Consider the following 21,253-nt stretch of genomic DNA (forward strand, 5'->3'; position numbering starts at 1 on the left):
CACTTTTTTAATATAAAGCCACTTTTCTTTCATACTCTTTTATTTCTTGTTCATATTGCATTGTAATACTAATTTCATCTAAACCATTTAATAACTTCTCTTTCCACATTTTCTCGATTGTAAAATGGAATCTATGCGTATTCGTTGTAATTACTTCATTTTCTAAATCAACTGTGATTTGTTCCCTCGCATCTGTTTTAGCAAGTTGTTCACGCATATCTTTATCCATTACAATCGGTAACATGCCATTCTTCATACAATTCATATAAAAGATATCGGCAAATCCTCCAGCGATAATAACGCGGAAACCATAATCAGCAAGCGCCCATGGAGCATGTTCTCTTGACGAGCCACATCCAAAATTATCACCTGTAATTAATATGCTGGCTCCTTTTCTTTCTTGTGCATTAAGAGGAAAATTAGGGTTTTCTTGGCGATTATTATCATATCGCCACTCATCAAATAAAAACTTCCCAAACCCAGTTCTTTCAATTCTCTTTAAATATTGCTTCGGAATAATTTGATCTGTATCAATGTTATCATTCATCAGTACTGCGGCAGTACCTTTATGAATACGAAATGGCTCCATCATAACTCTCCTTTCTAATATCAACAAAATGACCATATAACGCAGCCGCAGCCGCCATTGCCGGGCTAACTAAATGCGTTCGTGCTCCCTTTCCTTGTCTTCCTTCAAAATTGCGATTTGACGTAGAGGCACAATGTTCTCCTTCAGGCACTTGATCTGGATTCATACCTAGACACATTGAGCATCCGGGCTCTCTCCATTCAAATCCAGCTTCTTCAAATATGCGATGTAATCCTTTATGCATCGCTGCTTCTCTTACCCTTTGAGATCCGGGTACAACAAGTGCTCGCACACCTTCTTTTACTTTCTTACCTTTCACGACAGATGCAGCAATTTCTAAGTCAGAAAGCCTAGAATTTGTACAAGATCCAATGAAAACATGTTGAACTGGAATGTCATACGTACTTTGTCCGGGACTCAATCCCATATAAGAAAACGCTCTTTCGTCATTTGCATCATACTTTTCTGGCAATTTCTCATCAATCCGAACACCCATACTAGGATTTGTTCCCCACGTAACGTACGGCGCTAAATCCGTAACATCTACTGAAATATGTAAATCATAAACTGCATCTAAATCTGTATAAAGTTCTGACCATTTTTTCTTAATAGATTCATAGTCTTTCGGCGCATATTTACGCCCTTTTACGTAAGCAACCGTTTTTTCATCTGGTGCAATAATACCAGCCTTTGCTCCCCCTTCAATTGCCATATTGCAAAGCGTCATCCTCTCTTCCATATCCATAGCATGAATGGTCTCTCCGTAAAACTCCATTACGTAACCTGTTCCAACTGCTACTCCGTACTTTGAAAGGAGATGTAAAATAATATCTTTCGCATAAACACCTTGCGGTAACTTTCCTTTTAACTCAATGCCCATCGCTTTCGGCTTTCGTTGCCATAAAGTTTGCGTTGCCAATACATGTTCCACTTCACTCGTACCAATACCAAACGCTAGTGCACCAAAAGCACCGTGTGTTGCTGTATGACTATCACCACAAACAATCGTTTTTCCTGGCTGTGTGAGTCCAAGTTCTGGTCCTATAACATGAACGATCCCTTGCTCTTCATCTCCGATATCCGCTAATGGCACCTGAAATTGTTTACAATTTTCCCGAAGTGTATCTAGTTGCTGCTTCGCAATACGATCGGTAATATTCCAAACATCTTTCGTTGGAATATTATGATCCATCGTTGCAAATGTTAAATCTGGTCTGCGGACTCTTCGATTTGTAAGCCGCAAGCCTTCAAAGGCTTGCGGTGACGTTACTTCATGAACAAGATGTAGATCGATATATAATAAATCCAATCCATTTTCATTAGTCGCAACTACATGTCTTTCCCAAAGCTTATCTAGTAACCTTTTCCCCATTATTTTCCTCTCCCTACTAACGCTTGCTCTTCCATTTCTTGAATAACTGCCTTTGTAAATGAAATTGTCGTTTCAGTCCCCCCGATATCTGCTGTACATTTTCCTGATTTAAGGACTGCAGAAACTGCTTCTTCAATTGCATATCCTTCCCTCGTTAATCCGAACGATTGCCCAAGCATCATTGCAACAGAACGCATCATCGCAATTGGATTCGCCTTATTTTTCCCCGCAATATCCGGCGCTGATCCGTGAATAGGCTCGTATAATGAAGGCCCCTTTTCAGCGTGACTTGCTGATGGAAGCATTCCTAATGATCCAGCTAATACTGAAGCCTCATCACTTAAAATATCACCAAATAAATTTTCCGTTACAATAACGTCAAATCTTCCTGGATTTCGAATTAATTCCATAGCCGCTGCATCTACTAAAATGTGTTCTACTTCCACATTTGGGTAGCGAAGTGCTACTTCTTCTGTCACAGCTCTCCATAGTTTACTAGACTCTAAAACATTCGCTTTATCAATAGATGTTACTTTTTTCTTCCGCTTATTCGCTAATTGAAAAGCATACGAAACGATACGTTCAATTTCATGGCGATGATACGTAAGTGTATCTGTCGCCACTTCTTCCGTTCGCTCTTTCGGATAAGAAAAATAAATTCCGCCTGTTAATTCACGAACGACAACGAAATCAATTTCATCCACATTTTTTAATGGTGATAAATGTGCAGTTGCACTTTCTACCGTTACAGGGCGAACATTCGCAAATACACCGAGTCCTTTTCTTAATGCTAATAATCCTTTCTCAGGCCTTTCTTTCGCACTATCCCACCTTGGTCCACCTACTGCTCCAAGTAAAACCGCATCACTCGCTAAACAGGCGGCAAGTGTTCGCTGTGGTAATGGTTGCCCAGTTAAATCGATAGCAACACCACCAAAGTACTCATCTTGCAAATGAAAATGATGTCCATATAGCCTTTCTACCATATGCAATACTTCCTTCGCACTTTCCATAACTTCTGGACCGACACCATCACCAGCTAAACAAACGATACGTTTTTCCATTTTTAACACTCCTTTTAACTGAATTTTCAGAACTTTAATTTGATAGGTGAGGAAAACTTCTCTCACCTATCAAATATTTATTTCACAAGCGCTATAAGAGATTTTAATTTCCCTGCTGCATGGACATAAGCTCTCGCCGACGCTTCCAATACGTCTTGCGCAACTCCGAAACCTGATATTTGGTGACTACCTTCTTTTAATTCAACATGAACGTGAGCAAGTGCATCTTGACCTTGTGTAATAGATTGTATGCGATAATCTGCCAATTCACATTCTAGTCCTAAAATTCTTTGAATCGCATTGTATATCGCTTCAATACTACCAGAACCAGTGGCTGCATCTTCATATACATTTCCTTCCTCATCCTTCAGCACAACTGTTGCGCATTGTGTACTATTTGATACGAAATGCACTTGTAATTGCGTAATGTTATATTGCTGGGCTGCAAATGCTGCTTCACCAAGCATAAGTGCGCGTAAATCTTCCTCAGTAATTTCCTTTTTACGATCAGCCAATTTTTTAAACGCTTCGAATACCGCATCTCGCTCTTCATTTGTAAATTCATAACCAAGCTCTTTCATTTTTTCCGTAAACGCATGACGGCCAGAATGTTTCCCAAGTACAAAGAGATTTTGAGATTCTCCTATAAGCGCTGGTTCGATAATTTCATAAGTTGTTACTTCTTTTAGAACCCCATCTTGGTGGATGCCTGATTCATGAGCAAATGCATTCGCTCCAACGATTGCTTTATTTTTCGGTACAACCATACCCGTTAACCTGCTTACTAATGTACTCGTCGCCTTAATCTCTTTTAAAGTCATAGAAGGTTCTGCTTTATAAAAATCTTTTCTAATATGAAGAGCAACCGCAACTTCTTCTAACGCTGCATTCCCTGCTCTTTCTCCAATGCCATTAATCGTTCCTTCTACTTGCAATGCTCCGCCTTCAACCGCAGCTAACGAATTTGCTACTGCCATACCAAGATCATCGTGACAGTGACAAGAAAAAATCGCTTTTTCATATGATGGAACGGATTCTTGTAAGTATTTGAAAAGAGAATAATATTCTTCTGGATTCGTATATCCAACTGTATCCGGAATATTAATTACATTCGCTCCTGCGCGAATCGCAGTTTCTACTGCTTCAGCTAAAAATGCTCTCGATGTTCTTGTCGCATCTTCTGCAGAAAATTGTACTGTCGGAAATAATGATTTTCCAAGCGTAACCGAACGATGAATACTATTTAACACATCTTCTTTTGACATACAAAGTTTATATTTCATATGAATATCACTCGTAGCTAGAAATACGTGTAGACGAGGAGATACAGCACCTTTCACTGCTTCATATGCTCTTCGAATGTCACTTTCTTTCGCTCTAGCTAAACTCATAACCGTAGCATTTTGAATTGTATTCGCGATGCGTTTTACTGATTGGAAGTCACCTTCGGAAGCTGCCGCGAATCCAGCTTCCATTACATGAATACCAAGCCTCTCTAATTGCCTAGCAATTTGTAATTTCTCTTGTTCATTTAAATTTACTCCTGGTGATTGTTCGCCATCACGAAGCGTTGTATCCATGAACAAAATCTGCTTCATATTATTTAATCCCTACCTTTACTCGCGGCTGTACGAAAGGCATCATTTCACGTAATTTACGTCCAACTACTTCAATTTCATGTTCATTCTCTTTCTCATTTGTCGCGTGGAAATTTGGTCTTCCTGCTTTATGCTCTGCAATCCAGCCTCTTGCAAATGTACCATCTTGAATTTCTGCTAATACTGCCCCCATCGCTTTCTTCGTATCTTCAGTAACAACGCGTGGTCCTGATACGAAGTCTCCCCACTGCGCTGTATCTGAAACTGAATATCTCATATTTTCAAGTCCACCTTCATACATAAGGTCAACGATTAGCTTCAGTTCATGTAAACATTCAAAATATGCAAGTTCAGGCTGGTATCCCGCATCAACTAACGTTTCAAACCCTGCTTTTACAAGTGCAGTCACTCCGCCGCAGAGTACAGCTTGCTCTCCAAATAAATCTGTTTCTGTTTCTTCTTTAAACGTCGTTTCTAATACACCAGCTCTCGTTGCTCCAATTCCGTCAGCATAAGAAAGTGCTTTTTCAGTCGCAACTCCTGTTGCATCTTGATATACGGCAAATAGTGCAGGAACAGCCCCGCCCTCGGCGAACGTACGGCGTACGAGATGCCCCGGTCCTTTTGGCGCTACTAGAAATACATCTACATTAGCTGGTGGTTTTACTTGATCAAAGTGAACATTAAATCCATGTGCGAACACGAGAGAATTTCCGGCTTGTAAATTTGGTTCAATTTCAGCTTTATATACTTCTGGTTGTAATTCATCAGGCAGTAGAATCATTACTACATCAGCTTTTTCCGCTGCTTCTGCTACTGTATATACAGAAAATCCATCTTCATTCGCTTTATCCCAAGACTTACCTTTTCTTAAACCTACTACTACATCAAATCCGTTATCACGTAAATTTTGCGCATGCGCATGACCTTGCGAGCCATATCCGATGATTGCTACTTTCTTTTCCTTTAATACATTTACTGTTACATCTTTCTCATAATAAACTTTTGCCATTTTCATTTCCCCCTATATTTAAATGATTATTGAATTAACATAACTTGCTTATCTTGTTTTTTCATACTACGTGTAAATGCTGTTACACCTGTTCTCGCAATTTCTTTCAAACCGTATGGTCTAAGTAATTCAATTAACGCTTCCACTTTATCTTGCGTACCTGTTACTTGCACAACTATGGAATCCTTCCCAACATCTATTACAGCGGCTCGAAACGGTTCAATTAAACTATATAATTCCGCCCTTGCTACAGAAGTTGCTACTTTAATAAGAGCAAGCTCTCTAGCAATCATCGCTTCTTCTGTAATATCTGATACTTTCAGAACATCGATTTGCTTATGAAGTTGTTTAATTAACTGCTCAACTTGCTGTTCACTTTCCACATGCACAACTATCGTCATTCGCGATATATCTGATGATTCCGTATGACCTACTGAAATACTTTCAATATTAAAATGTCTTCGTGTCATAACCCCTGTAATTCGGTTTAACACACCACTTTGATTTCGAACTGTCGCTGTAACAATTCTCTTCACCTTTTTTCCACTCCTTCCATTTGGTGAACGCCTTTCCCGGGCGCAACCATCGGCATAACTTTCTCAGATTGAAGTACACGGCAATCAATTAAGACTGGTTCTTTTAATTCAATCGCATGCTTCAACTGCTTCTTTGCAAGAAGTGGATCATCAATACGAACAGCTTTTATACCATACGCATTCGCAAGAGCGACGAAATCTGGTTGACACGACAATAAGGAATGTGAATATCTTTGATTATAAAATTCGTCTTGCCATTGCCTTACCATTCCTAAAGCTTCATTATTTAAAATAAATACTTTAACAGGTAAAGAATGTTCTTTTAATACACTTAATTCTTGTAGAGTCATTTGAAACCCAGCGTCACCAACAATTGCAATGACTAGTTCTTCAGGCTTTGCGATTTGCGCACCAATTGCTGCTGGAAATCCGAATCCCATCGTTCCCAATCCGCCAGAAGTTACCCATTTATCTGGATTTTTCAGCGGATAATATTGCGCTGCCCACATTTGATGTTGCCCAACGTCTGTTGTTACAATCGCTTCTCCTTTCGTGATTTCATATAGCATATCAATCGCGTATTGAGGTTTAATACTTTCAGAGTTTCGTTTATAAGAGAATGGATACTGTTCTTTTCTACTCTTTAATAAAGAGATCCATTCATGATGATTTTCTTTCCTTCCTTCTGGTTGAAGTAATACTTCCAATGCCCGCTTAGCACTTGCAACAATAGGAATTTCAGTCGGCACATTTTTTCCGATTTCTGCTGGATCGATATCGATATGCGCGACAGTCGCTCCTTTAGCAAAATAAGCTAAATTTCCAGTAAGCCGATCATCAAATCTCGCGCCTACATTAATGAGTAAGTCGCATTCATATAACGCCATATTGGCTGTGTAAGAACCATGCATTCCCCCCATCCCTAGAAAAAGTTCATCATCTGGCGGAAAGCCACCAAGACCAAGTAATGTATGCACAACAGGAATTTCATATTTACGCGCAAAACTTGTTAACTCTTTTGATGCTTTCGCATGCAATACACCTGCTCCAGCTAAAATTAACGGCTTGTTTGCAGCACTAATTGCTTGTAATAATTTGTTTATTTGGAGTAAATTCGGTTCATAATTTGGGTTGTATCCTGGTAAATCCATTTGCACATCATTACATCGTTCTCCTTGCTCTACTACCATATCTTTCGGAAGATCGATCACGACTGGGCCTGGTCTTCCTGTTTTAGCAATATGAAATGCTTCTTTAATAATTCGAGGTAAATCTGAAGCCTTTCGCACTTGATAGTTATGTTTTGTCACCGGCATTGTAAGCCCCATAATATCCGCTTCTTGGAAAGCATCACTTCCAATTAACGTTGTTGCTACTTGCCCTGTAAATACAACAAGTGGTAATGAATCAATCATCGCATCTGCTAGACCAGTAATCACATTTGTAGCACCTGGACCACTCGTTGCAATGACAACCCCTGGATTACCAGTAATTCTGGCATACCCTTCAGCAGCGTGAATTGCTCCTTGCTCATGCCTTGTTAAAATATGAGGAATTTCACAATCATACAGTGCATCATAGAGAGGTAAAACAGCACCACCAGGATAACCGAAAATCACTTCTACTCCTTCCTTTTCTAGCGCTTCTAACAATAGCTGTGCACCAGTTGCCAGTTTCTCTTCCGTTTTTGAAGACATTGTTCTTATAAGCCCCCTTTTTGAAAACCTTTATCAATAAAAAAAATCCTACGTCCACACTCCAGCTATGTGCTGAAGGGACGAAAGATTTCGCGGTACCACCCTTCTTTGCAAGAATACTCTTGCCTCAGTGACCCATAAATGGATCTAGCTAATAACGGAGCTACCGTCTAAGCCTAGACAAATGCTTCAGCTTAGCACTCAAGGGCGATGTTCGTCGACGTGAACCATCGGTTTTCAGCAACCACCGACTCTCTGTGAGGCTTCACAATCAACTACTCCTCCCTCTCAACGCTTTCTTATGTTATAAAAAGTTGTTATCCAACTTTATTTTCTTCGTAAATTTTCTCTCCATCTTCTATAACTAACTTTCGGAATTCTTCCAATAAACGATTCGTATGTGGACCCGTTTGCCCTAAACCAATCGTTCTACCATCTACTGTCGTAACAGCAATAACTTCAGCAGCTGTTCCTGTTAAAAACACTTCATCAGCTACATATACATCATGTCTTGTAAATAACTCTTCTCTTACGTCATATCCAAGTTTTTCGCCGATTTCTAAAATGGCGTTTCGTGTAATACCTTCTAACGCTCCAGCAGAACTTGGTGGTGTAATTAATTTATTTCCTTTAACAATAAACACGTTATCTCCTGATCCTTCAGCAACATATCCTTGATCATTTAACATAAGTGCTTCTTGTACTCCAGCTAATTTCGCTTCAATACGAACTAAAATATTGTTTAAGTAATTTAAAGATTTTACTTGAGGGGATAAAACATCGGGACGATTTCGGCGCGTTGCAACTGTTACAACTGGAATCCCTTTCTCATAATATTCTTGTGGGAATAAAGATAATTGTTCTGCAATTACTACTACATTCGGCTTCTTACATGAATCGGGATCCAATCCAAGATCTCCTGCTCCTCTTGATACAACAAGGCGAATGTATCCATTAGATAATTTATTTTGTCGAATCGTCTCAACAACAATATTCGTTACTTCATCTAATGAATATGGAATTTCTAAAAGGATTGATTTTGCTGATTCATACAACCGGACAAGATGCTCTCTCAAACGGAAAACATTACCGCTATAAACTCTAATTCCTTCAAATACTCCATCGCCATATAAATAGCCATGATCATATACCGAAACTTTTGCTTCATCTTTCGGAACAAATTCTCCATTTAAGAAAATCCATTGCTCATTCACTGGAAGTGCCTCCTATGTTCTATGAATTTTTTATTGTTTCCTAGTTTACTCTCCTTTTTAAATAAATCAAGTAAATTTTTAGAAAATTTATAATTTTTAATCGTACGTACATCTTCAATTATATTGATTTAACAACATTGTTAACGTTTACAAAAAGTCCGAAAATTTTTTTCGCCAATTTTCACTAAAAAAATATTTGTTTAAAAGAAGGATTTTCATCAATTAATACGAATCTATTGTATTCAATAAACGGACGTCCGATTTTATAAATCCGGGAATATATAACGACTTTTGCTGAAAAAGGGGGAAAATAACAAAAATAGCGCTGTCTAAAAATAACATTCATATTTTTCATTTCGTAATCATAATCCTATTTTTAAAAAACAATTTGTCAAAATGAAGGAGGAAATAAATATGGCATGTGTACAAATTAAAGGAACGAGACAAGAGGTAGTAGAAATGTTGCAATTATTTGATCTAATGGACACGAAAGGTTTTTGTAAATTCGATAATTACGTAGAGGTAGAACCAAACACGCAAGAACATAATCATTTTATTGCTTCAATCGACATCCATTCAAATACTTCTTCTGCACAAGATACATTAAACGATCAATTCGTTAGTCAAATGCTTACTGGCGTATATAACGACTAAACAAAGATTTACTTCCTACCGTCTTTTCATAAATATATGCAGTGAACTTGAGCATACTAGCAATTAGATGGTAGGAGGTGAGAATTATGGCTAGAATTGGCGTTGAAAACTCATTAACAGACGTTCAACAAGCTCTTCAGCAACAAGGTCATGAAGTTGTTACACTTAACTCAGAACAGGATGCACAAGGGTGTGATTGTTGCGTTGTAACTGGGCAAGATTCTAATGTGATGGGCATTGCAGATGCATCAATTAAAGGATCAGTCATTACAGCTCACGGTTTAACAACGGATGAAATTTGTCAACAAGTTGAAATTCGCACTTAAAAAAAGAAAGAGGACTCCTTTTGAAAAGGAGTCCTCTTTTTTATATTCACCTAACGGGAAAGTAACATATACTGGATGAAAGCCCTACCTCTCTCTCATCATTACGGTTCCACTGACCGCTCCTTGATTCACTAGTATACCTATAAAGCTTACACTTATAATTTATAGGGTTTGTTCACAAAAGTTGTTGGTAAGACTACCCGATCTTTCGCAAACTTTTCGTATTACATTTATAAGATTTATTTACTTTATACTAGCTGTAACCGAGACACGAATTAAAATTTTAACATCAATAAAATAACTTGTCAACATTTTTTGTAAATTAAAAACAGACAGTAACGGTTTGTCTGTTTTAGAATGGAGCTTTTTCTTTTATTACATATACAACAAAACCGCTTACTAACATACATAAACCAACTACTAAGTTTTTGATATTAATCATAAATTCCTCTCCCTTATTCCACACATCATATATATTTACAGTTCAATTATTCCGATCATCCTAAAGCGCACTTTTTCTAATATATCATAATTCCTAAAAAATGCAAGTTCACTTTTGGCGACCATTTACAAATTTATCTACAGTGCTTGGTACCGTATTTAAAGCCTTTTCAATTAAATGTGTACTACTATTGAGGTGTAATACTTGCACACCGTTAGAACCGACTACTAAAAAAGCAACTGGGCTAATAGAAACCCCAGCCCCGCTTCCTCCTCCAAATGGATGCCCTTGCTTTTTCTCTTTATGCTGATTTTGCCCACCGTTATGTTTTTCAGTAATGAAATCCCCTTTAAAATCACTTCCACCAGCTCCAAAACCAAAAGCCACCTGAGATACTGTTAATACTACATTTCCGTCAGCTGTTGAGACCGGGCTCCCAACAATTGTATTTACATCTACCATCTCTTTTAAATTTGTCATTGCCGTTTTCATTAAATTTTCAATTGGATGTTCCATTATGTATTGCACCCTTTCCTCTTTATTCCTTTTTATACTTTCCAAAATAGAGGAAGTCATACTAACTTTTCCTATTTCAAGAAAACATTTTCCTCCTTTTAAAAGATACTACTCCCTGTACATGCTCCGGTATAGTGAAACTTTAATCAGTAGGATGTGTACGTAGCTCGACTCCCACAAATAGCAGGATAAAAAAGAAAAAGAGATACATACTACTATTGAACCTTGTTATGAAAGGAGTCATGACTTTGACTGAGAAATTTGATGATTATAAAAGAAGAGATAGAATAGATAGTGATTATAGTGACTATAAAGAAGAGTACGCCGCTGAGGTTGCACCACAACGCATTGATTATGATTACGATGATAAAGACGATAAAGATGTTGTAAAATCATCCGCCGCTGGATCAACTGCTGGTTTTATCGCTCTTGCGCTATCTATCTTATCGCTATTTACATTCCCAACACTATTTGGTCTTGTTTCTGTTTTACTCGGTATTTACGCTTATAATCGCGGAGCTACTGTAACTGGCGGTATCGCTGCAGTTGTCGGTGGGATTGCTGCACTTATCGCAATTTTATTCCGAGTAGCACTTATTGGTTTATTGTTCTCCCTGTTCTAAAAAAGAAAAAGGTATCTCGCTTAACGCGGGATACCTTATCCTGTAAACACATCTTCCGATGGATATTTTATTTTTTGTTTTGCTGGTCGCGCTAAAGAAAACACAAGTGTTAACGGTCCAATTAATCCGCAAAACATAACAAACATAATAATACATTTTCCGAATGCCGATAGCTTTGCAGTAATTCCCATCGTTAATCCGACTGTGCCAAACGCTGATATTGTCTCAAATAATAATTGAATAAAGCTGAAGTTTTCTGTAAGCATTAATATAAATACCGCTGTAAAAATAAGTATTTGACTAGCAACAGCAATCGCTAAGGCCCTCGTTACTGTCGACATTTTAATTGTACGCTGAAATAAAACAATTTCTTCCTTTTTTCTAAAGAAAGAAAGGACAGATGTAATTAAGATAACAAACGTTGTTAATTTAATTCCTCCACCTGTTGATACACTTCCTGCACCAATAAACATTAAAATCATCGTAAATAATATAGATGATTCTTCCATACCTCCATAGTCAATCGTATTAAATCCAGCTGTCCGCGGGGTAATACCTTGAAAGAAGGAAGCCCATAGTTTTTCATTTAAAGATAAATTCCCTAACGTCTTCACATTATTATATTCCAATACAAAAATTACAATCATTGCTATAACATTTAACACTACTGTTCCAATAATCATTATTTTTGAGTGAAGTGATAATTTTCGAAAACTGCGACTATACCATATATCAATTAATACGGTAAAACCGAGTCCACCTATTACAATTAAAGAGCAAATCCCAATATTAATAATGGGATCCCCTACATATCTTGTTAAATTATCTGGCCATAAAGCAAATCCTGCATTATTATAAGATGCAATTACATGAAAAATACTATAGTATAAACCTTTTCCAAAACCAAACTCTGGAATAAAGCGAAACGATAAAAAGATGACCCCAATAAGCTCAATACAAATCGAAAATATAAAGACACGCTTTACTAATTTTACAAGACCACCTATATTTGTTTGATTAAATGCTTCTCCAATTAATAAACGATGGCGTAATCCGATTTTTTTGCCTAATACCCAAACAATTAAAATGGCAATTGTCATAAGACCTAGACCACCTGTTTGAATTAAAAACATAATAACAATTTCGCCAAACATCGTAAATGTACTTGCTGTATCCACTACTCCCAAACCAGTTACGGTCGCTGCTGACGTTGCTGTAAAGAAAGCATCTACCCAACTAATATGTGCTTTCGTTGCGAATGGTAACTTTAATAACAAACCGCCAACCACAATTAAGCAGAAAAAACCTAATGCTAATATTTGTGGTGGGTTTAATCGTATAAGACGATTATACAGCCCTTGTTTTTTTGTTACTTCCATATCACTAACTCCCTTATTAAAGTGAAGCTTTCCCCTCATAAATAAAAAGCTTTTAAAAAGCCCTTAAACAATTGGGACAAACCTTATATTCTTATAATATAGTTGAGCATAATCCTTTTTTTCATAGATTACAACTTTTATTTATATTCAGATTCCTTTTTGTTTTATGCTGGAAAACTATATATCCTAGCTCAATATTGCTAGCAATAACAATTTCATATGTACTATTTTTCAAATCCCCATATCTTTCACTCTATGTTCACATAGAGGTCACATCCACCTTTTATAGTATATGTATCGAAGCTGTTCCTCCCTAATTTTTAAGACATTCCCCAGTGTCTTTGAATAGCTTCCATCCCTAATTAAATTGACATAAATTGCCCCCTTCCTTGACCATCTTATAAATGATGGTCTTATTTTTTTGTCTTTCTATCTTTTCTTTAAAACTCCCTCTCTCTTTCACTCTATGTTCACACAGAGGTCACATCCACCTTTTATAGTATATGTATCGAAGCTGTTCCTCCCTAATTTTTAAGACATTCCCCAGTGTCTTTGAATAGCTTCCATCCCTAATTAAATTGACATAAATTGTCCCCTTCCTTGACCATCTTATAAATGATGGTCTTATTTTTTTGTCTTTCTATCTTTTCTTTAAAACTCCCTCTCTCTTTCACCCTATGTTCACATGAGAGTCACACCTACCTTTTATAGTATATATATCGAAGTTGTTCCTCCCTAATTTTTAAGACATTCCCCAGTGTCTTTGAACAACTTCCATCCCTAATTAAATTGACATAAATTGTCCCCTTCCTTGACCATCTTATAAATGATGGTCTTATTTTTTTGTCTTTCTATCTTTTCTTTAAAACTCCCTCTCTCTTTCACCCTATGTTCACATGAGAGTCACACCTACCTTTTATAGTATATGTATCGAAGTTGTTCCTCCCTAATTTTTAAGACATTCCCCAGTGTCTTAAAGCAGCTTCCATCCCTAATTAAATTGACATAAATTGTCCCCTTCCCTAGACCATCCTATGTGATGGTCTATTTTATTTTCCAAACACAAAATCAGTCTATCTACACTTAAATAAAAACAAAAAATTCAGAAAATATTGTTAAATTAGGTGTTTTTTCGGTATAATTACTTTAGAAAGAACTTTCGCACAAACAAAAGGGGGGATTTTATTGAAACAAACAAAAGCAATCTTAATCGCATTATTTCTAGGTCTAGTTGTTGGACTCACTCTAAATTTAGCCGCTCCATCTATCTTTGAGCCACTAAATCAATATGTGTTCAACCCAATTGGTCAATTGTTTATTCGCCTTATTAAAATGCTAGTTGTTCCTGTTGTATTCATTTCTATCGTACTTGGTGCTGCCGGCCTTGGAGATCCGAAACAACTTGGAAGAATCGGTTTAAAATCAATTTCATTCTTTCTCGTAACAACTGCGGTTGCCATCTCTATAGCGGTTACATTTGCACTTATTATAAAACCAGGAGCTGGCGGTAATTTTAAAACAGAAGGTCTTAAGTATGAAGGTGCAAAAACTGAAACATCTTTCGTCGAAACATTGCTAAATATCGTACCAGATAACCCAGCAAAAGCAATGGCTGACGGAAACATGTTACAAATCATTGCCTTTGCCGTATTGATTGGACTCGGTATAGCTATTTTAGGAAAACGAGTTCAAGGTATCCATTCATTACTTGAACAGGGCAACGAATTAATGATGTATCTTGTTAATCTCGTTATGAAATTAGCCCCAATTGGAACATTCGGTTTGCTCGCTTCATCCGTTGGTAAAATGGGTCTTGCAGGCGTCGCTGCGATGTTCAAGTATATGATTGTCGTTATGTTAGTACTCATTATTCACGGGGTCTTTGTATATGGCGGCCTATTAAAGGTATTAGCAAAAGAAAGTATCGTCCGGTTCTTTAAGCATTTCGGACCGGTAATGGCAATTGGCTTTAGCACATCTAGCTCTAATGCATCTCTTCCATTTGCAATGAAAACCGCACAAGAGAAGCTTGGAGTTCCAAAAGCAATCAGCTCATTTGTACAACCACTCGGTGCAACGATTAATATGGATGGTACCGCTATTATGCAAGGGGTAGCAACTGTATTTATCGCTCAAGTATACGGAGTTGAACTTACATTACCGCAATTAGCTATGGTCGTATTAACTGCTGTACTAGCTAGTATTGGTACTGCTGGTGTACCAGGTGTTGGACTTGTAATGCTTACAATGGTTTTAAATCAAGTAAATCTACCAGTAGAAGGTATCGCTTTAATTATTGGTATTGACCGTATTCTAGATATGTCAAGAACAGCTGTAAACATTTCTGGTGATGCAATTTGTGCAATGATTGTCGCAAAATCAGAAGAAAAATATAATACTGATCAATCGGCAGCATCTTAAATCAAAAAAGGAGTGAATATATTCACTCCTTTTTTGATTTACTTCCTTTTTTCGAACGATATTCTTTCCCTTTATTATCATTACCAGTTTCAAATTCAGTGCTAAATTCCTGATTAAACTGGCCGGACTTTGGTGATCCTTGATTACCGCTCCCTTTACTACCGTTACGATTCGTCATATTTCTCCCTCCCTTCCTTGTATTAGTAGTATGGCGCTCTATCTTTTTTCATACACATTTTATTTTTTAACATCTACTACACACGAAAGAAGACCTTCCATATATAAGGAAGATCTTCTTTTTCATCACGTAAGCGTTTTCTTGTTTATAATCACTTAAATAAGTTTTTTGGAAATCGAAATCATTACACTCATTTCATCTTCTGAAAGTGCAGAGAATCTTTCTTGTAAATATTGTTTTTTCGCATCTTCCATTTTCGCAACTAAATCTTTCCCTTGTTCTGTAATCTCTAAATACACAACTCGGCGATCCGATGTAGAACGTGAACGAGTTACAAAACCTTTATTAATTAATTTTTCTGTAACAGCTGTAATATGACTATTCGACACATTTAATTCATTTGCTACACGCGATACCATTTCTTTATTCGTACGATTTAATATTCTCAGGACGATGAATTCATTCCACGGTATGTAACCACCGAATATTTTTCCGATATCATTACGCAATGTGCGAAACATAGCAAACACATTTGTCGATAGTTCTTCCATTAATTGCTCTCGATTTTGAGACAACTTTGACAGCTCCTTTTATTTCATTTAGTTAAATAAAAACCTTATTAATAATTTTACATGAAATCTTACTTTTTGTCACCTTATTTTCCCATAATTCGTAGTTTTTTAATAGGTATTTCATGATAAAATGAAGTTAACTTCCAGAAAAAGGGGGTGTTTTAATGCATGAGGAGGAGAAATTCTCAAATCTCAGCCTAAAAGATAAAACGATTATCACTAGTATTATTGCTCTTTTTCTCATTATCGTTTTTGCATTTATATTTTTTGTATATGTAGGAATCTTTCAAATTACAGGTATAGAGTATAGTTCACGTACTGCGTTACTTCTCTTTTTTTATTAATCACTTTCTTAGACAGTATTACATTTTTCATCTTCAGTTTCTTCAAAGCGCTGCTATATCCACTGACACAAAACATGCCAAATTGGATTTCTATTACTCTTTTCTCGTTCATTGAAATTACACTAGATTGGTTCGTCATTCATACTGCTGATAATTGGATAGAAAGCGTACAAATGTCCAACACAGCTGAATTATGTGTCGTACTATTCTTTTTCCTCTTAAATAAATTATTAAGTGACGAGAAAGAGTAAGAATACAAGCTTTTCTATATAAAAATTGGTACAATGAAAGCAAATCTTACTAAAGAGGTGTTAATTATGAACTTACAACAATGGGCTGATAAAGGTATGTCCTTTGATACATATGTGAATGAAATGCAAGTAAACCAATACGAGCTACTACACATTTACAATAACTTTTTAATTCCAAATGAATTACTTCCTGTATTAGAAGAACGTCAAAATGACCGCTGGCGTGTTATCGTATTAACTGCTGATTGGTGTGGCGATGCTCTTTTATGCGTACCTGTTATGAAACGAATTTCTGAAGTTGCAAATATTGATATGAGTTTATTAATTCGCGATGAAAACTTAGAATTAATGGATCAATATTTAACAAATGGAACAGCACGTGCGATTCCAATCTTTATTTTCATTGATAAAGATGGAAATGAACAAGCCGTCTTTGGACCACGCGCTCCAAAAGTACAAGAATTAGTAACTTCAATGCGCGCTACATTACCTGAAAAAGAAGATCCAACATTCGAAGAAAAACAAAAAGAAATGTATGCTAATTTCCGTGCTACATTAGCTGATGATACTTCTCTTTGGGAGCATGTAATGGAAAATATGGTGGAAAAAATAGTAAAATAAAAAAAACTGCCGAGCTCGGCAGTTTTTTTTATTACATAATGAAGAAATAGAATACCGCAGCTAAAATGAAACGATAGTAAGCGAACGGTGTTAGTTTTACACGAGATAATAATTTCAAGAATGAAACAATTGCAAGCATCGCAACAACGAATGCAGTTACAAATCCTGTTACAAATAGCGTTATATCTGCTGAGCTTAATACATCCCAGCTTTTAATTAAATCTAACCCACTTGCAGCTACCATCATCGGTACCGCTAAAATGAACGTATATTCAGCTGCCGCTGTATGCGACACGCGAGCTAATAAACCACCACTGATTGTAGAACCAGAACGAGAAAACCCTGGCCAAAGAGCTAAACATTGGAACATTCCAATTGTAAATGCCTGTTTATATGTGATTTCATCTAACGTTCTTGCTGTACTTGGTTTTGAAAACTTCTCAGCAACAATCATTAAAATACCACCGGCTACTAAGCTAATAACAACTGGTCCTGGACCAAATAAAACCTCTTTAATAGTGCTATGGAATAATACGCCAAGTACCCCGGCAGGAATCATCCCGATAATAATATGTAATAAATTTAACGATGGTCCGTCTGTTACTTTTCCTATTCCAACTAACGACCATAGACGCTTCCAGAATATAACAACAACTGCTAAAATCGATCCCAATTGGATAACAACTTCGAAAACTTTCGCTCTCTCATCTTCAAATCCAATTAAATGTCCTGTTAAAATCATATGTCCTGTTGATGATACTGGTAGAAACTCTGTTAACCCTTCAACAGCACCCATGATTAAACCAATTAACCAATCAGCCACAAGTAGTGCCTCCTTAATAACAAATAATATGTAATTTTTTCACACCTTATCATAATACCTTATCCCTTTTCAAAGTGCATCCTTTTTTTATTGGTTTCATATGTTGTAGGCGCGTATTTCTTTTCTAATCTTTGATTAAATTGTATGATAGTAAGAGTTTGTTTTTTTATACGGAAAGGGGATTTTATGAAAGAAACTACTTCATTCTCACAAAAGTTAAAGCAATTTGTATTACTATTTTTTCCGATTTTCGTAACGCAAATGTCATTATTTGCGATGAGCTTTTTTGATACAACAATGTCAGGACATGCAAGTCCAACTGATTTAGCAGGTGTTGCAATTGGAACAAGTATATGGCTTCCAGTTAGTACGGGATTAACAGGAATTTTAATGGCTACTACTCCCATTGTTGCACAGCTCGTTGGATCCAAGAAAAAAGAGGACGTTCCCCACGTTGTCATACAAGCAGTTTATTTAGCAATTTGTGCTAGCTTCGTTGTTATCCTCATCGGTTTCTTCGTCGTTTCACCTATTTTAAACGGCATGCGCTTAGAAGAACCTGTGGAACGAATTGCAGCTCAATTTTTAAGTATTATCGCAATAGGAATTATACCTTTATTCACGTACACTGTTTTACGTGGATTTATTGATGCATTAGGAAAAACTCGAACAACGATGATTATTACATTACTATCATTACCAATTAACGTAATATTAAATTACCTATTAATTTTTGGTAACTTCGGTTTCCCAAAGCTTGGTGGTGTCGGAGCAGCAATTGCTTCCACTGCAACATATTGGTGCATTTTAATTATTACAGTCATTATTATTCAGACGAAAGAGCCTTTTGCCTCTTTTAACATTTTCAAACAATTATATCGTCCTTCTCTTTCGAGTTGGACAGCATTCTTAAAGCTTGGCGTCCCTATCGGATTTGCTATCTTTTTTGAAACAAGTATTTTCGCTGCGGTAACGCTTATGATGAGTAATTTTAGTACGACAACTATTGCAGCTCACCAAGCAGCTATGAACTTTGCTTCCTTGTTATATATGACTCCGCTAAGTTTAGCAATGGCAATGACTATTGCAGTCGGATTCGAAGTCGGAGCAAAACGTTACGATAATGCAAAACAATACGGACTGATTGGAATTGGATTAGCCCTTGCCTTTGCTTTATTATATTCGATTCTTCTCTACTTCTTTGATAATCAAATTGCTTCTATTTATACGACAGATGCAAAAGTTCATCATTTAGCAAAAGAATTTCTTATCTTTGCGATTTTATTTCAAATTTCAGATGCAATTGCAACCCCTGTACAAGGAGCTCTGCGTGGTTATAAAGATGTAAATGTTGCTCTAATTATGACTTTAATTGCTTATTGGATAATAGGTCTACCACTAGGTTACATACTAGCAACGTATACAGAATGGGCCGCAAAAGGCTATTGGATCGGTCTTATTATCGGTCTAGCATTTGGCGCTGCCTTCCTACTTATCCGTCTCTTTCAAGTACAACGAAAATATGCAACACAAAACAGCCGCTAATAATTGAACTGACCCCAAAAAGTTAGACAAAGAAGTTAAGCGACTGATTGGATGTGAGTCCGGTATTGTACTGGACTCATTCCATTTAACTTCACTTTAATTCTTTTGTGATTATAATAATGAATATAATTCTCTAATTCTATCTTAAAATGCTCCATACTTTCAAAATCTTTAAGATAGAATAATTCAGATTTTAATAAGCCAAAGAAGTTTTCTATGACTGCATTGTCCAAACAGTTTCCCTTACGGGACATACTTTGGATAACCTTATGTTTTTTTAGTGATTGTTGATATATCTTCATCTGATAATGCCATCCTTGATCTGAATGAAGAATAGGAGTTTCTCCATCATTTAAGCGTGTAAAGGCTTTATTAAGCATTTTTGATACAAGTGAATACACAGGTTTATTTTCTATATTGTAAGCTATAATCTCCCCGTTATATAAGTCTAAAACAGGAGATAAATATAGTTTTTTACCATGGAGATGAAATTCAGTGACATCTGTTACCCACTTTTCATTAGGCTTAGATGCATTAAATTCACGCTTCAAAATATTCTTTGCGAATTTCCCTACTTCTCCCTTATATGAACGGTATTTTTTTATACGAACCATGCATTTTAATCCAATAATATTCATTAAACGACGAACTGTTTTATGGTTTAATATATATCCACGGTTACGTAATTCTAATGTGATACGACGATAACCGTATCTACCATAATTCTCTTCAAAAATCTCTTGGATTAATTCTTTAATGTTCTTATATTTATCTGGACGTTCCATTTGTTTAATCCAGTAATAGTACGTACTGCGGGCAATACCAGCGATTTTCACAAGATCGATGATTTTGTATTCGTGCCTTAATTCATAAATTACCTGTGCTCTGTCTTGATCTATGATTTGTTCTTTTTCTGAACTAAGGCATTTAACTTTTTTAAATAATCATTTTCCATACGTAAAAGTTCATTTTCTGCTTGTAGTGCTTCTATAGACCCCTCAACTAGCACTGTATCTTTTTTGGGTTGCACCTTAACCTTCTTATTTTTCATAGCTGGACGTCCCTTCCGCTTTGAACGTAGGGCATCCACACCATTTGAATCATAAGCTACTTTCCATCTACGAATTATTTCAGGAGAGGAAATATTAAAAATTGCCGCTGTTTCTCTAATAGATGTCCCTTGCGTATCCATATATTTAAGCACATCTAGTTTATACTGAAGCGAATAAGTTGTATAGCGTTTTTCAAAAGCTTTTTCTCCAAATGCCTCATATTGTTTGATCCACTGATAAATTACACTAGAATGAATCCCTAGAGATTTAGCAAGCCTTTTTCCACCATCTATTCCATTAAAATATTGTTTTACTATCTGTATCTTTTCTTTAGGAGAAAACTTTCCCATAAAAAAATACACCTCCAATTGTTAATTGTGTCTAACAATTGGGGTGCACATCATAATAAAGCGGCTGTTTTCTT

21 protein-coding genes, 1 pseudogene and 1 other annotated feature are annotated in these 21,253 nt (G+C 36.5%); of the genes and pseudogenes, 7 read left to right on the forward strand and 15 right to left on the reverse strand.

The annotated features are described in order from the left end of the window. Positions 1-7: 7 nt before the first annotated feature. From leuD to ilvE, 8 genes are all read right to left on the reverse strand, one after another. Positions 8-589 (reverse strand): 3-isopropylmalate dehydratase small subunit, encoded by a 582-nt coding sequence (leuD, locus tag MHI28_RS09855; protein WP_000433191.1) that lies wholly within the window; start codon positions 587-589, stop codon positions 8-10. Further along, positions 567-1,961, reverse strand: a complete 1,395-nt coding sequence (gene leuC, locus MHI28_RS09860) for a 3-isopropylmalate dehydratase large subunit (RefSeq protein WP_000518094.1) — start codon at positions 1,959-1,961, stop codon at positions 567-569. The genes leuD and leuC overlap by 23 nt, the downstream gene beginning before the upstream one ends. Beyond that, entirely contained in the window at positions 1,961-3,025 is a 1,065-nt protein-coding gene (leuB, locus tag MHI28_RS09865) for a 3-isopropylmalate dehydrogenase (RefSeq protein WP_000415387.1), read from the reverse strand. The genes leuC and leuB overlap by 1 nt, the downstream gene beginning before the upstream one ends. A 77-nt stretch (positions 3,026-3,102) precedes the next feature. Then, positions 3,103-4,623: a 2-isopropylmalate synthase gene (leuA, locus tag MHI28_RS09870; protein ID WP_000809594.1), complete on the reverse strand. Its 1,521-nt coding sequence runs from the start codon at positions 4,621-4,623 to the stop codon at positions 3,103-3,105. Between the two features lies 1 nt (position 4,624). Then, a complete protein-coding gene (gene ilvC, locus MHI28_RS09875) occupies positions 4,625-5,635 on the reverse strand; it encodes a ketol-acid reductoisomerase (RefSeq protein ID WP_001151745.1) in 1,011 nt (336 codons plus the stop codon). A 26-nt stretch (positions 5,636-5,661) separates the two neighbouring features. Continuing rightward, positions 5,662-6,171: an acetolactate synthase small subunit gene (gene ilvN / locus MHI28_RS09880; protein WP_000822952.1), complete on the reverse strand. Its 510-nt coding sequence runs from the start codon at positions 6,169-6,171 to the stop codon at positions 5,662-5,664. Further along, entirely contained in the window at positions 6,168-7,868 is a 1,701-nt protein-coding gene (gene ilvB, locus MHI28_RS09885) for an acetolactate synthase large subunit (protein ID WP_000095837.1), read from the reverse strand. The genes ilvN and ilvB overlap by 4 nt, the downstream gene beginning before the upstream one ends. 73 nt (positions 7,869-7,941) lie before the next feature. After that, positions 7,942-8,169, reverse strand: a binding site (T-box leader). Between the two features lie 16 nt (positions 8,170-8,185). Beyond that, positions 8,186-9,082 (reverse strand): branched-chain-amino-acid transaminase, encoded by an 897-nt coding sequence (gene ilvE, locus MHI28_RS09890; protein WP_001005482.1) that lies wholly within the window; start codon positions 9,080-9,082, stop codon positions 8,186-8,188. A 414-nt stretch (positions 9,083-9,496) separates the two neighbouring features. Here ilvE and MHI28_RS09895 point away from each other — a divergent pair, with 414 nt between their 5' ends. After that, complete coding sequence (locus tag MHI28_RS09895) at positions 9,497-9,736, forward strand: DUF3911 family protein (RefSeq protein ID WP_000752514.1); 240 nt, start codon at positions 9,497-9,499, stop codon at positions 9,734-9,736. Positions 9,737-9,822: 86 nt separating this feature from the next. Further along, complete coding sequence (locus MHI28_RS09900) at positions 9,823-10,062, forward strand: YkuS family protein (RefSeq protein WP_000101020.1); 240 nt, start codon at positions 9,823-9,825, stop codon at positions 10,060-10,062. A 352-nt stretch (positions 10,063-10,414) separates the two neighbouring features. Here MHI28_RS09900 and MHI28_RS09905 read toward each other — a convergent pair whose 3' ends face one another. Together MHI28_RS09905 and ytfJ are read right to left on the reverse strand one after the other, a co-directional pair. After that, entirely contained in the window at positions 10,415-10,504 is a 90-nt protein-coding gene (locus tag MHI28_RS09905) for a hypothetical protein (protein ID WP_000608225.1), read from the reverse strand. Positions 10,505-10,612: 108 nt separating this feature from the next. Continuing rightward, positions 10,613-11,080: a GerW family sporulation protein gene (ytfJ, locus tag MHI28_RS09910; protein ID WP_000204240.1), complete on the reverse strand. Its 468-nt coding sequence runs from the start codon at positions 11,078-11,080 to the stop codon at positions 10,613-10,615. Between the two features lie 188 nt (positions 11,081-11,268). Here ytfJ and MHI28_RS09915 point away from each other — a divergent pair, with 188 nt between their 5' ends. After that, positions 11,269-11,643 carry a hypothetical protein gene (locus MHI28_RS09915; RefSeq protein WP_000136546.1) on the forward strand — a complete coding sequence of 125 codons (375 nt, stop codon included), beginning with the start codon at positions 11,269-11,271 and terminating at the stop codon, positions 11,641-11,643. Between the two features lie 35 nt (positions 11,644-11,678). Here the strand turns inward: MHI28_RS09915 and MHI28_RS09920 are convergent, their stop codons facing one another. Beyond that, the gene (locus tag MHI28_RS09920; protein ID WP_000454114.1) at positions 11,679-13,022 is read right to left on the reverse strand and encodes a TrkH family potassium uptake protein; all 1,344 of its coding nucleotides are present in this window, start codon (positions 13,020-13,022) and stop codon (positions 11,679-11,681) included. A gap of 1,185 nt (positions 13,023-14,207) precedes the next feature. On the opposite strand from MHI28_RS09920, the gene MHI28_RS09925 reads away from it, so the two are divergent. Further along, positions 14,208-15,443, forward strand: coding sequence for a dicarboxylate/amino acid:cation symporter (locus MHI28_RS09925; RefSeq protein ID WP_000814811.1), 1,236 nt, complete (start codon positions 14,208-14,210; stop codon positions 15,441-15,443). Positions 15,444-15,465: 22 nt separating this feature from the next. Here the strand turns inward: MHI28_RS09925 and MHI28_RS09930 are convergent, their stop codons facing one another. Both MHI28_RS09930 and MHI28_RS09935 read right to left on the reverse strand, forming a co-directional pair. After that, positions 15,466-15,621, reverse strand: coding sequence for a hypothetical protein (locus MHI28_RS09930; RefSeq protein WP_000184928.1), 156 nt, complete (start codon positions 15,619-15,621; stop codon positions 15,466-15,468). A gap of 155 nt (positions 15,622-15,776) precedes the next feature. Continuing rightward, complete coding sequence (locus MHI28_RS09935; protein ID WP_000081433.1) at positions 15,777-16,196, reverse strand: MarR family winged helix-turn-helix transcriptional regulator; 420 nt, start codon at positions 16,194-16,196, stop codon at positions 15,777-15,779. 161 nt (positions 16,197-16,357) lie between these two features. Between MHI28_RS09935 and MHI28_RS09940 the strand changes: the two are divergent. Continuing rightward, a pseudogene (locus MHI28_RS09940) lies at positions 16,358-16,788 on the forward strand (regulatory YrvL family protein). 33 nt (positions 16,789-16,821) lie between these two features. Further along, positions 16,822-17,409, forward strand: a complete 588-nt coding sequence (locus MHI28_RS09945; RefSeq protein ID WP_340827847.1) for a thioredoxin family protein — start codon at positions 16,822-16,824, stop codon at positions 17,407-17,409. Positions 17,410-17,440: 31 nt separating this feature from the next. Here MHI28_RS09945 and uppP read toward each other — a convergent pair whose 3' ends face one another. Then, positions 17,441-18,232 carry a bacitracin resistance undecaprenyl-diphosphatase gene (gene uppP / locus MHI28_RS09950; RefSeq protein WP_000796263.1) on the reverse strand — a complete coding sequence of 264 codons (792 nt, stop codon included), beginning with the start codon at positions 18,230-18,232 and terminating at the stop codon, positions 17,441-17,443. Positions 18,233-18,418: 186 nt separating this feature from the next. Here uppP and MHI28_RS09955 point away from each other — a divergent pair, with 186 nt between their 5' ends. After that, positions 18,419-19,777 (forward strand): MATE family efflux transporter, encoded by a 1,359-nt coding sequence (locus tag MHI28_RS09955; protein WP_000665558.1) that lies wholly within the window; start codon positions 18,419-18,421, stop codon positions 19,775-19,777. Between the two features lie 35 nt (positions 19,778-19,812). On the opposite strand, the gene MHI28_RS09960 is transcribed toward MHI28_RS09955, so the two are convergent. After that, a protein-coding gene (locus tag MHI28_RS09960; protein ID WP_327947199.1) for an IS3 family transposase occupies positions 19,813-21,179 on the reverse strand; the annotation gives its coding sequence in 2 pieces (ribosomal slippage) (positions 19,813-20,717 and positions 20,717-21,179; 1,368 coding nt in all). Positions 21,180-21,253: the final 74 nt, after the last annotated feature.

The sequence above is a fragment of the Bacillus sp. FSL K6-0268 genome (genome assembly GCF_038005425.1).
In the GTDB taxonomy this organism is placed as follows: domain Bacteria; phylum Bacillota; class Bacilli; order Bacillales; family Bacillaceae_G; genus Bacillus_A; species Bacillus_A thuringiensis_S.

Coding starts and splice junctions, on each gene's coding strand:
- leuD (WP_000433191.1), bottom strand. CDS start 589: ATGGAGCCATTTCGTATTCATAAAGGTACTGCCGCAGTACTGATGAAT.
- leuC (WP_000518094.1), bottom strand. CDS start 1,961: ATGGGGAAAAGGTTACTAGATAAGCTTTGGGAAAGACATGTAGTTGCG.
- leuB (WP_000415387.1), bottom strand. CDS start 3,025: ATGGAAAAACGTATCGTTTGTTTAGCTGGTGATGGTGTCGGTCCAGAA.
- leuA (WP_000809594.1), bottom strand. CDS start 4,623: ATGAAGCAGATTTTGTTCATGGATACAACGCTTCGTGATGGCGAACAA.
- ilvC (WP_001151745.1), bottom strand. CDS start 5,635: ATGGCAAAAGTTTATTATGAGAAAGATGTAACAGTAAATGTATTAAAG.
- ilvB (WP_000095837.1), bottom strand. CDS start 7,868: ATGTCTTCAAAAACGGAAGAGAAACTGGCAACTGGTGCACAGCTATTG.
- MHI28_RS09895 (WP_000752514.1), top strand. CDS start 9,497: ATGGCATGTGTACAAATTAAAGGAACGAGACAAGAGGTAGTAGAAATG.
- MHI28_RS09900 (WP_000101020.1), top strand. CDS start 9,823: ATGGCTAGAATTGGCGTTGAAAACTCATTAACAGACGTTCAACAAGCT.
- MHI28_RS09905 (WP_000608225.1), bottom strand. CDS start 10,504: ATGATTAATATCAAAAACTTAGTAGTTGGTTTATGTATGTTAGTAAGC.
- ytfJ (WP_000204240.1), bottom strand. CDS start 11,080: ATGACTTCCTCTATTTTGGAAAGTATAAAAAGGAATAAAGAGGAAAGG.
- MHI28_RS09920 (WP_000454114.1), bottom strand. CDS start 13,022: ATGGAAGTAACAAAAAAACAAGGGCTGTATAATCGTCTTATACGATTA.
- MHI28_RS09930 (WP_000184928.1), bottom strand. CDS start 15,621: ATGACGAATCGTAACGGTAGTAAAGGGAGCGGTAATCAAGGATCACCA.
- MHI28_RS09945 (WP_340827847.1), top strand. CDS start 16,822: ATGAAAGCAAATCTTACTAAAGAGGTGTTAATTATGAACTTACAACAA.
- MHI28_RS09955 (WP_000665558.1), top strand. CDS start 18,419: ATGAAAGAAACTACTTCATTCTCACAAAAGTTAAAGCAATTTGTATTA.